The following is an 11,415-nucleotide window of genomic DNA, read 5'->3' as shown; positions in this document are numbered from 1 at the left end:
GTTATAAGCAATGTTCAACGGAGGATAAATAAAATGGCGTTTAGTTCAGTCGCAGATTTTTTTTCCATGGGAGGATATGGTTTTTATGTTTGGTTATCCTACAGCATCTCTTTTTTGTCTTTAATTATTTTGATAATCAATACCCGAAATAAAAAAAATAAAATTTTTAAAAGAGTTAGGCAAAGGCTTGCTCGTCAGCAACGTATTGCAAATGCACAAAACAGGGAGGGAACCTTATGAATCCAAGGCGTAAAAAACGTTTATTAATCACTTCGTTATTAGTGTTTGGTTTGTCCATTTCATTAGGACTGGTCTTATTTTCTCTGCAGCAGAATATTGATCTCTTTTATACACCAACAGAAATTATTCAAGGTAAAAATGAAACGGGCGTAAAGCCTCAAGTGGGGCAACGTTTACGTGTTGGCGGCATGGTTGTGCCTGCTAGTGTAAAACGCGATCCGACAAGCTTGCAAGTGAGCTTTGCTCTAATTGATAATGGTGGGGGGATAGTTACTGTTTTCTTTGATGGCATCTTACCGGATCTGTTTCGAGAGGGGCAGGGCATTGTCGCACAAGGTGAATTAATTAATGCGACACAAATTAATGCCTTTGAAGTACTCGCTAAGCACGATGAAGAATATATGCCGCCAGAAGTATCAGATGCGCTGATAGGCATGGATCATTTGAAAACCGATAACAATAAATAAAAGGGCTGTTCAATGGTTGCTGAAATTGGTCAATTTGCGTTAGCAATTGCGTGTATGTTTTCATTATTACAAACTGTTTATCCGCTTTATGGGATTTATGCGGGTCAGCAAAGTGCCGTAGAGTCGGCCAAAATACTGACCGTTTTACAGTTTGTGTTTGTGTTGGTTTCCTTTCTTATTTTAAGCTATCTGTTTCTGGTCAATGATTTTACGGTCACTTATATTGCCAGTAATTCTAATTCGGCACTCCCTTGGTATTACCGTTTATCAGCTGTATGGGGAGCACATGAAGGCTCATTACTGCTCTGGGTGTTTTTACTCTCTTTATGGAGCACAGCGGTCGCGTTAATGAGTAAACGCTTACCTATCGAGTCAGTCGCACGGGTGCTGGCGGTATTAGGTTTATTATCACTGGGTTTTTATCTATTTGTACTATTAACCTCGAATCCTTTTCTTCGTACCCTGCCTTATTTTCCTGTTGATGGACGAGATCTAAATCCACTATTACAAGATATCGGGCTGATCATACATCCGCCTATGCTATATATGGGCTATGTTGGATTTTCTGTGGCATTTGCTTTTGCCATTGCCGCCTTGCTCGAAGGACGTTTAGACAGTGCTTGGGCAAAGTGGTCCCGTCCTTGGACGATGGCTGCTTGGATTTTCTTAACGCTAGGCGTCTCTTTGGGCAGTTGGTGGGCTTATTCTGAATTAGGTTGGGGTGGTTGGTGGTTTTGGGATCCGGTTGAAAATGCATCCTTGATGCCTTGGATTGCAGGGACTGCGCTGATTCACTCATTAGCGGTCAGTGAAAAGCGTGGTGTGTTTAAATCATGGACTGTTTTATTGGCGATTAGTGCATTTTCATTGAGTTTGCTCGGCACCTTTTTAGTACGCTCAGGGGTGCTGGTTTCTGTGCATGCCTTTGCCAGTGACCCCGCCCGTGGCTTGTTTATATTAGTCTTTTTGATTTTGGTGATCGGTGGCTCATTATTACTTTATGCTGTGCAGGCATCAAAAGTAGAAAGTCGCGGACGTTATCGGCTTTTTTCGCGTGAAAGCCTGCTACTAAGTAATAATATTTTCTTGATTGCGGCATTGATTGTTGTCTTGTTAGGCACCTTGCTGCCACTTATCCATAAACAGATAGGTTTAGGCAGTATTTCAATCGGCGAACCCTTCTTCAACCGGATTTTTAGCGTATTGATTGTACCCTTTGCGCTGTTTTTAGGTGTTGCTCCTTTAGTGCGCTGGAAACGTCAAGCTGTCTCTGAATTAATTAAACCATTGGGTATTGCGTTAATCATGAGTGCGATATTTACTGTTTTATTTTTAATGTTGTTTGCTGCCCATTTTACTTGGCTTGCACTTGTAGGTGTGTTTCTTGGTTTTTGGGTGCTGACAACCATCACTTATGAGCTGTATCTGCGTGCAACACATCGCTTTACCCTCTTGCGCGGCTTAAGCAAGTTAGGAAATAGCCATTGGGCAATGAGTCTAGGCCATGCAGGGTTTGCTGTGATGGTGATAGGGATCACCATGACGCAAAACTATTCCATTGAGCGAGATGTGAAATTAGCAATCGGTGAAAGCATCACTTTTGAACATTACGATTTTCATTTTGATGCGCTCGAAGCCTTAAAGGGGGATAATTATACGGGCAGCATGGGGATATTTACGGTGCGAAAAGATCAGCGTCTGATAGCCACCATGAAAGCTGAGAAGCGTATTTATACGGTGCAGCGTATGCCCATGACCGAGGCTGCTATTGACGCAGGGGTTACCCGTGATCTGTATATCGCAATGGGAGAGGTGTTGCCCGATGGTGCGTGGGCAGTGCGGATTTATTACAAACCCTTTATACGCTGGATCTGGTTTGGTCCCTTGATGATGTCATTCGGCGGGTTACTGATGATCTTGGATCGCCGTTATCGTACCAAGAAAGTTGTAGATCTGTTGCAGGAGAACCGCTAAGCATGGCCAATACACGTAAAATAATCACTTTATCGGCACCGTTAATTATCTTTTTTGCGCTCTGTTTTTTTCTCTTTAAAGGTTTGTACTCGGATCCGAGAAAACTAGATTCTGCACTGATCGGACAAAGTGTCCCTGAATTCTCGCTGCAAGATATTTACGATCCGGAAAAACAGTACGACGCCTCTATTTTTAAAAAGCAAAAGCTACTGCTTAATGTATGGGCAACCTGGTGTCCTACCTGTTACGCCGAGCATAAATTCTTGAATAAACTGGCAGAGAAAGGCATTTATATCGTTGGTATGAATTACAAAGACAATCGTTCTAAAGCGATTAAATGGCTAACCGATCTCAACGACCCCTATAAAATCAGTGTCTTTGATAAAGATGGCATGCTTGGTCTTGATCTGGGCGTTTATGGCGCACCAGAAACTTTTTTAATTGATAGCAAAGGTATTATTCAATATCGCCATGTGGGCGATCTGAATGCCGAGGTGTGGCGAAATGAACTGTCAGATCGCTTTGAAAAGATGGAGTAACAGATGATTTTACCGTTAAAGCCATTCAAGCTATTACTGATTTTACTGTTTTGCTTTATCAGCAGCGCGGCAAATAGCGCGATTGATACTTTTGAATTCGATAATGTAGCGCAAGAGCAACTTTTTCATGATCTCAGCAAACAGCTGCGTTGCCCTAAATGCCAGAATCAAAATATTGCAGATTCTAATGCGCAACTTGCCAAAGATTTACGTAATAAAACCTATGAGTTAGTCAAGCAAGGTAAGAGTGAAGAGCAGATCGTTGATTATATGGTGGCCCGTTTTGGTAACTTTGTACGTTACGACCCGCCTATGACGCCTGCGACTATCTTCTTGTGGTTAGGCCCGCTGCTATTTATTTTACTTGGTTTCCTTTTCTTATATGGTCAAATTAAAAATCAAAACAGATCGGATGATAAGTTGGATAAAGAGGACGATCAGCGTTTAGCGAAAATTCTGAATAAAAAAACTAGGTTCGATAACAAACGGAAAAAGGGGAGTAAGCAATGATTTTACAGTTTTGGATAGGCGTAATATTGCTACTTATTGTTGCCTGTGGTGTGTTCGTTTTTTCTTTTATTGCCCGGAAAAATAAAAGTAAAAATGAAGCCGCCCGTAATCTCCTAAATCGTAACTTATATGATATTCGCTTAGAGGAGATTGAAAAAGATGATCAGCAAGGTCTTATCATCGACAAAGAGAAAATTATTACTGAGCTGCAGCATAACTTACTTGATGACACCTTTGAGGTGGCGCTTGAAAAAGCGACTAAACCCCAAAAATGGTTATGGTTACCGGGTGTACTCGTTTTGATTTTAGGCAGTTTGGGCTTGTATTGGTCAGTAGGCGCATATCAGCAATTAGATAACTGGCAAAACGTACTGCAGCGCTACCCCGCTCTGCAGAACAAGCTGTTTAATGATGCCGATAGCCGTCCAAGCGACCAAGATTTTCGCGATATTATGCTCGGTTTACGCACCCATCTTGTAGCAGAGCCTAATGATGCAGATGGTTGGTTATTGTATAGCCGGCTGGGAATGGTATTTAATGATGCTGAGCTGGCCTTGAATGCGGTACAAAAAGCCTATTTGTTAGATCCAGATTCAGTCGCTATTCGTCTTATCTACATTGAGCTTACAATGCAAATGGGCGATCAATACTCTCAGGATCAAGCTGAAGCTATGTTACTTAAGTTATTAAAAGATAAACCGGATAACCTTGAGGCTTGGTCAATGTATGCTTTTATGGCGATTGAAAAACAGGATTTTAGTTCTGCAATTCACCGTTGGCAAAAAATGCTGACCTTAGTTGATGAAAATTCGCAGCAGGCGGGTATTTTGCGTGACAGTATTGCCTATGCGAAAAATAAGATGACAGGATCAAACAAATCTACCCCCGCACTTGAAAATAGCTCAGAAATTGCAGATTCCGGGCAGGAGAGCAAAGTGGCGCCTGTTGGGGCAACTTACCAAGTGCATGTTGCAATTGCTGATGATGTGAATTTGCCGAAAAATGGTTTTCTGTTTGTTTTTGCGCAGCAGGTAGGGGCAAAAATGCCGATTGCGGCGCTGAAAATGAACATAACCCGCTTTCCTGTTACCGTTGAGCTTTCCGATGCTAACTCTATGGTGGAAGGGAATAAGTTAAGTTTACACTCTGAGTTTGTTATTAAAGCGCGCATCTCCTCTGATGGCAGTATCAGTTCTGGAACATGGCAAGGGCAAAGCTCTCTAATCAAAGCGGGTGAAAAACAAGCTATCAATCTGCTTATTGCTCAGCCATTATGATAGCCCAAGTAATAAACAGGCATATAGTGTCTGTTTTTTGTTTGGAGAGTGAGTCCATATTAATTTATACTTAGTTTATCTTTTTTTTTAGGTGACAATTATCCTCCTATGTTAATACGAATATTTTTTGTTTTTTCTTTACTCTTGCCCTGTATCTCTTCAGCACAGATGGTCAACGGTGATCCTCAGTATCAGATGAGCGATCCTCTTGAGCCTGCCAATCGCCTTATTTGGGATTTTAATTATAAAATATTAGATACCTATATTTACCGTCCGGTAACACAAAATTATGTGGATTGGGTGCCGACAGGGGGGCGTAAAGCAATTAATAATTTTGTATTGAATTTTGAAGAGCCCTCGACCCTGGTTAATCATTTAATCCAGCTCGAGTTTAAGTATTCGGTGCAGTCACTGTTTCGATTTTCAGTTAATTCGACATTTGGCATACTGGGTTTATTTGATTTAGCCGAGGATATGGGCGTTGCACGACGGCCTGAAAGTTTTTCTAATGTTCTTGGACGCTGGTCCGTACCCAACGGTCCCTATTTGATGCTTCCTGTGATGGGCCCGAGAAGCACCCGCAAATTGGTGGGTAGTTTTGTTGATGGTTTATATTTCCCAAGCAGTTATTTTACGTTGTGGCAAAGCGTCACTCTTTATGGGCTTGATGGGTTGGATAAACGTGAAAGCTTATTAGGGCAAGAGGTACTCCTTGAGCAATCACTTGATCCCTATATCTTTGTTAAAGAAGCTTATATTCAATATGAGGCATTTAAGTTTTATTCAAACAGTGACAATCAGAATAAGATGATGCAAGAAAGATCAAAACCCAAAAATGATCCATTTAAGATCAATCTGGATGAATTTATGGATGAAATTGATTAAGTTTTTATAGCTGTTATCCTGCGCGCAGATATTTTAAAGTTAACCTAGGAGGTTAAGTGTCTCACATTAATTTAATTACCATTGATGGTCCAAGCGGCTCAGGTAAAGGTACGGTTTGCCATATCCTGGCAAAAAAACTTAACTGGAACTTACTTGATAGTGGCGCACTATACCGAATTTTAGCGTTTGCAGCCCTACAAGAAAAAATAAGCTTAGATGATCAAGAAAAATTAGCAAAATTAGCACTAAACTTACAAGTATCTTTTAAATCGAATGGTACAGGTGTTGATACCTTGTTGGCGGGAGAAAATGTGGGTGATAAATTACGCACAGAATCTGTCGGACAAGCGGCGTCACAAATTGCATCATTGCAGGCAGTCAGAGAGGCCTTACTCGCTCGCCAGAAAGCGTTTCGTCAACTTCCTGGTCTGATTGCTGATGGCAGAGATATGGGTACCGTTGTTTTTCCTGATGCGCCGGTGAAAATATTTTTAGATGCTAGTGCTGAAGAACGGGCTTTGCGCCGTTTTAATCAGTTGCAAGATAAGGGATTTGATGTTAGTGTTGCGCAAATTTTAAGCGAAATAAAAGAACGTGATTATCGAGACCGAAACCGAGTTGTAGCGCCTTTGCGGCCTGCTGATGACGCATTAGTGATCGACTCAACCTCATTGACCATTGATGAAGTTGTAAATAAGGTTCTTGAATTAGCCGCCAAAAAATTAACTTGATAGGGGAATAATCTCCTATTATTAAAAATACTGCTTTATGGATGAAGTGGTAATCTTTCTCAGCCTCCCTTACTAATGGATTGTAAGTGGTTGTATAAAAATAAGTGTGAATAAATAGATGATGGAATCTTTTGCTGAACTATTTGAAGAATCTCTACAAACAGTAGAAACTCGGCCTGGTACGATTGTTAAAGGTACAATCGTAGGTATTCGTAACAACCTAGTATTCGTTGATGCAGGTCTTAAATCTGAAGCTGCAATTCCAGTTGAAGAATTTAAAAATGCAGCTGGTGAACTCGAAGTTGCGGTAGGCGATGTATGTGATGTAGCGCTTGACGCTGTGGAAGATGGTTTCGGTGAAACTAAACTTTCTCGTGAAAAAGCTAAACGTCATGAAGCTTGGATCCAGCTTGAGAAAGCATACGAAGACCAAGAAACTATTATCGGTGTTATCAACGGTAAAGTTAAAGGTGGTTTCACTGTTGAATTAAACGGTATTCGTGCATTCTTACCTGGCTCATTAGTTGACGTACGCCCTGTGCGTGACACTGCTCACCTTGAAAACAAAGATATTGAATTCAAAGTGATCAAACTTGATCAAAAACGTAACAACGTTGTTGTATCTCGTCGTGCTGTTATCGAAACAGAAAGCAGTGCAGAACGTGATGAACTACTTGAAAATCTTCAAGAAGGTCAAGACGTTAAAGGTATCGTTAAGAACCTTACAGACTACGGTGCATTCGTAGATCTAGGTGGTGTTGACGGTCTATTGCATATTACAGATATGGCTTGGAAACGTGTTAAACATCCAAGTGAAATCGTGAATGTTGGTGATGAAATCACCGTTAAAGTACTTAAGTACGATCGTGAGCGTACTCGTGTTTCTCTAGGTCTTAAACAACTTGGTGAAGATCCATGGGTAGCAATCGCTAAGCGTTACCCTGAGTCAACTCGTTTAACAGGTAAAGTAACTAACTTAACTGATTACGGTTGTTTCGTTGAGATTGAAGAAGGTGTTGAAGGTTTAGTTCACGTTTCAGAAATGGATTGGACTAACAAAAACATTCACCCGTCTAAAGTTGTTAACCTTGGCGATATGGCTGAAGTTATGGTGCTTGATATTGACGAAGAACGTCGTCGTATCTCTCTAGGCCTTAAACAGTGTAAAGCTAACCCATGGGAAGAGTTCTCTTCAACTCATGATAAAGGTCAGAAAGTATCTGGTAAGATCAAATCTATTACAGATTTCGGTATCTTCATCGGTCTTGATGGAAACATTGACGGTCTGGTACATCTTTCTGATATCAGCTGGGATGTTGAAGGCGAGAAAGCCGTTCTAGACTATAAGAAAGGCGATGAGATTGAAGCCGTTGTACTTCAAGTTGATCCTGAGCGTGAACGTATCTCTCTAGGCATCAAACAAATTGCTTTAGACCCATTCAACAATTACTTAGCAGAAAATAAGAAAGGGTCTATTGTTGTAGGTACTCTTTCTGAAGTTGATGCTAAAGGTGCAACTGTTACTCTTTCTGAAGGCGTTGAAGGTTACATCCGTGTAGCTGATATCGCTCGTGAGCGTATCGAAGATGCATCGACAGTATTAAAAGCTGGTGAACCTGTTGAAGCTAAATTCGTTGGTGTTGATCGTAAAAACCGCGTAATTAGCCTTTCTATCAAAGCGAAAGATGACGCTGATGAGAAAGAAGCAATTGATAGCTTAAAACAACAAGATGAAGCAAGCATGGGTAATGCAATGCTTGACGCGTTTAATGCAGCTAAAGGCAAATAATTAATAAGGCAGCAGCTTGTCTGCTGCCATTAATTAGCATTAACTGGAGTCGGTTTACTGCATTCATTTATGAAAACGAGGTAAGTTATGACTAAGTCTGATCTGATCGAAAGACTAACCAGCAAGCACTTTCAATTGTCGGTTAAAGAAGTTGAGGATAGTGTAAAAGAGATATTAATGTTAATGACCAATTCACTTGCTGATGGCGAGCGAATTGAAGTCAGAGGCTTTGGTAGTTTCTCGTTGCATTTTCGAGCCCCGCGCGTTGGCCGTAATCCCAAAACGGGAGAAAAAGTTGAACTGGGTGGTAAGTATGTTCCTCATTTCAAACCTGGCAAAGCATTGAGAGAGCGAGTAAATGCAGCAAATGCCTAATACCTTTTTGGTATAGCTAAAATGGTGCTTTATAGCACCATTTTTTTTCTCTTTTTTTAAAAATTTTCAAACTATTCATATCAATGATTTATTCCCAAATGTATTTATAATACACTGCTACATTCATACTTCTCTTTTAGGTGTTGCCATGAAACGCTTTCTAACTTTAATCGTAACGGTATTGTTATTTGCTGTTGCCCTTGTCTTAGGTTTAAAAAACCAACAAATAATTAATGTTAACTATCTGCTTGCGCAAGGTGAAATGCGCCTTTCTACCCTATTGGCAATCGTATTTATGGCCGGTTTTTTGGTTTCGGCTGTTTTTGCAATACTCTTTTATTTGAAATTAAAAATAACAAACAGGCAGTTGCGCAAACTTAATAAACAGCAGAGTAAAGAGATTAATCAGTTACGTACAATAGCAATCATTGAAAAAGATTAATTCTTAGTGCAAGAGATATTTTTCCTTCTACTCCCAGTTGCAGCCTTTTACGGCTGGTATATGGGGGCGCGCAGTGTTTACCAAAAAAATCAGAAAAAAGGCAATAAACTCAGTCGCGATTATGTGAAAGGTTTGAACTTTTTATTAAGTGAGCAACCCGACAAAGCGGTCGACCATTTTATCGCATTATTAGAAGTGGATAATGAAACGATTGAAACCCATCTTGCCTTGGGTAACCTATTTCGTCAGCGCGGCGAAGTTGAGCGCGCTATACGTATTCATCAAAATTTAATTGCGCGTCCCGCATTAACACGAGAGCAGAGAGACTTAGCGTTATTGCAGCTAGGAAAAGACTTTTATCAATCGGGCTTATTTGATCGCAGCGAAGAAACCTTTATTCAACTAAAACAATCACCTGAATACCGACAGGTTGCGCTTGAAAATCTGTTACCTATTTATCAGCAGCTTAAAGAATGGGAAGAGGCGGTTGCAGTCGCGGAGCTATTAAATAAATTATCCAAAGGTAAAACTAATAGAAGAACGTTATCTCATCTTTACTGCAGTTTGGCGGATCAATTAAAAAAGCCCAGCGACGACAAACAAAAAATCAAGCTTTACCAAAAAGCGCTGGCTGTATTTCCTAACTGCATTCGTGCCAGCATCGCACTTTCTGATTATTATGAGCTGCAAAACAAACCTGAAAAAGCGTTGCAAATGCTGCAGTCGATACCGGAATTAGATATAGACTTTAGCGAAGTGATTTTAGATAAATTATTAGCACTGCATCAGAAATTGGGCAGTGAGCAGACGCTGATCACTTATCTTTACCGCGTTGTCAGCTTAGGAGGGGGAGCAAGTGCAGTTATCTTGTTATCTAAATTAATAGCTAAATATAAAAGTATTGATAAAGCACAGACCTTTATGCTGCAAGAGTTGCGGCGTAATCCAACGATGAAAGGCTTTAACCATTTAATGACTTATCATCTGCAATTGGCTCAGTCTAAAAATGAAAAAGAGAGTTTAACTTTCCTGCACAAATTAGTGGGTGAACAAATCAAGCTACGCCCACAATATCGCTGTCAAAAATGTGGTTATTCAAGCAAAAAACTATTTTGGCTGTGTCCTTCGTGTAAAAGCTGGGGAAGGATCAAACCGATCCGCGGATTAGACGGTGAATAATTGTCTTGAGGTGATTTCCGTATTGAAAGTGGCCATTTAAGGGGCTAGACTGCGCGCTCTCGCCTTGAATGCAACTTAAATGGCTTAGTTTAAAAAAATTATAATACAGATAAAATGTAGGTTGGCCTTTAGGCCATTAAAAAACAGGAAAAAGAATGAAGCAAGTAACTGATCCAAAAGTAGTTATCGCCTTAGATTATGCCGATAAGCAAGAAGCATTGGAGTTTATCAAGCAACTTGATCCTGTGACCTGTCGTTTAAAAATTGGCAAAGAGATGTTTACCCATTTTGGTCCTGATTTTGTAAAAACAGTGGTCGCGAAGAACTTTGATGTTTTTTTAGATCTGAAGTTTCATGATATTCCCAACACAGTTGCCAAAGCAGTTAAAGCGGCTGCTGATTTAGGGGTGTGGATGGTCAATGTTCACGCCAGTGGCGGGCGCCGCATGATGGAAGCGGCTAAGGAAATTCTTGAGCCTTATGGTGATAAAGCGCCATTATTAATTGCGGTAACCGTTTTAACCAGTATGGAACAGTCCGATTTAAACGAGTTGGGGATCACAGATTCGCCAGCCGAACAGGTTAAACGTCTGGCAATACTAACTAAATCATCTGGGCTTGATGGCGTTGTCTGCTCTTCTCATGAAGTAAAAGAACTAAAAGCTCTGCTCGGTACAGAATTTAAGTTAGTCACCCCAGGTATTCGTCCTGCGGGTTCAGATGCCGGCGATCAGCGTCGTATTATGACGCCTAAGCAGGCGCTGGATGCAGGCTCTGATTATCTGGTGATTGGTCGCCCGATCACGCAAGCTGAAAATCCAGCTCAGGTGTTGCATGAGATCAATGCAAGCTTACTTTAATTAACTTAAGAACTAAATAAGATCGAATAGGAGGCCCGCGTGTCTCCTATTTTATTATGGGAACTGTTGAATGAAAAAAATTGATATTAATAAATATAAAATTGAATTTATGGAAAAATTCGCTTTTGATTTTAAAGAGTGGATGTC

Annotated in this window: 13 protein-coding genes; all 13 read left to right on the top strand. The window is 40.6% G+C overall.

Annotated elements, in window-relative coordinates; genetic code table 11:
- Positions 1 to 240: heme exporter protein CcmD (ccmD, locus tag ACJAT7_RS15295; protein WP_415227668.1), on the top strand; the 240-nt coding region annotated here is incomplete at its 5' end.
- Complete coding sequence (gene ccmE, locus ACJAT7_RS15290; protein WP_415227667.1) at positions 237 to 707, top strand: cytochrome c maturation protein CcmE; 471 nt, start codon at positions 237 to 239, stop codon at positions 705 to 707. The genes ccmD and ccmE, both read left to right, overlap by 4 nt.
- A gap of 12 nt (positions 708 to 719) precedes the next feature.
- Positions 720 to 2,681, top strand: coding sequence for a heme lyase CcmF/NrfE family subunit (locus ACJAT7_RS15285; RefSeq protein WP_415227666.1), 1,962 nt, complete (start codon positions 720 to 722; stop codon positions 2,679 to 2,681).
- A gap of 2 nt (positions 2,682 to 2,683) precedes the next feature.
- Positions 2,684 to 3,220, top strand: coding sequence for a DsbE family thiol:disulfide interchange protein (locus ACJAT7_RS15280; RefSeq protein WP_415227665.1), 537 nt, complete (start codon positions 2,684 to 2,686; stop codon positions 3,218 to 3,220).
- A gap of 3 nt (positions 3,221 to 3,223) precedes the next feature.
- Positions 3,224 to 3,730: a cytochrome c-type biogenesis protein gene (locus ACJAT7_RS15275; RefSeq protein ID WP_415227664.1), complete on the top strand. Its 507-nt coding sequence runs from the start codon at positions 3,224 to 3,226 to the stop codon at positions 3,728 to 3,730.
- Entirely contained in the window at positions 3,727 to 5,007 is a 1,281-nt protein-coding gene (gene ccmI / locus ACJAT7_RS15270; protein ID WP_415227663.1) for a c-type cytochrome biogenesis protein CcmI, read from the top strand. The genes ACJAT7_RS15275 and ccmI overlap by 4 nt, the downstream gene beginning before the upstream one ends.
- 108 nt (positions 5,008 to 5,115) lie before the next feature.
- Entirely contained in the window at positions 5,116 to 5,892 is a 777-nt protein-coding gene (locus ACJAT7_RS15265; RefSeq protein ID WP_415227662.1) for a VacJ family lipoprotein, read from the top strand.
- 56 nt (positions 5,893 to 5,948) lie between these two features.
- Positions 5,949 to 6,623: a (d)CMP kinase gene (gene cmk / locus ACJAT7_RS15260; protein WP_415227661.1), complete on the top strand. Its 675-nt coding sequence runs from the start codon at positions 5,949 to 5,951 to the stop codon at positions 6,621 to 6,623.
- A 118-nt stretch (positions 6,624 to 6,741) separates the two neighbouring features.
- Entirely contained in the window at positions 6,742 to 8,412 is a 1,671-nt protein-coding gene (gene rpsA / locus ACJAT7_RS15255; RefSeq protein WP_415227660.1) for a 30S ribosomal protein S1, read from the top strand.
- Positions 8,413 to 8,499: 87 nt separating this feature from the next.
- Positions 8,500 to 8,787: an integration host factor subunit beta gene (locus ACJAT7_RS15250; RefSeq protein WP_415227659.1), complete on the top strand. Its 288-nt coding sequence runs from the start codon at positions 8,500 to 8,502 to the stop codon at positions 8,785 to 8,787.
- Positions 8,788 to 8,935: 148 nt separating this feature from the next.
- Entirely contained in the window at positions 8,936 to 9,229 is a 294-nt protein-coding gene (locus ACJAT7_RS15245) for a LapA family protein (protein ID WP_415227658.1), read from the top strand.
- Positions 9,230 to 9,235: 6 nt separating this feature from the next.
- Positions 9,236 to 10,408 (top strand): lipopolysaccharide assembly protein LapB, encoded by a 1,173-nt coding sequence (gene lapB, locus ACJAT7_RS15240; RefSeq protein WP_415227657.1) that lies wholly within the window; start codon positions 9,236 to 9,238, stop codon positions 10,406 to 10,408.
- A gap of 155 nt (positions 10,409 to 10,563) precedes the next feature.
- On the top strand, positions 10,564 to 11,268 hold the full coding sequence (gene pyrF / locus ACJAT7_RS15235; RefSeq protein ID WP_415227656.1) for an orotidine-5'-phosphate decarboxylase: 705 nt from the start codon (positions 10,564 to 10,566) through the stop codon (positions 11,266 to 11,268).
- Positions 11,269 to 11,415 lie beyond the last annotated feature (147 nt).

The sequence above is a fragment of the Psychromonas sp. genome, from assembly GCF_047632995.1.
Lineage (GTDB): Bacteria > Pseudomonadota > Gammaproteobacteria > Enterobacterales > Psychromonadaceae > Psychromonas.
Note: the sequence above shows the minus strand (reverse complement) of the source record. Positions and strands in the feature narration are given on the sequence as shown.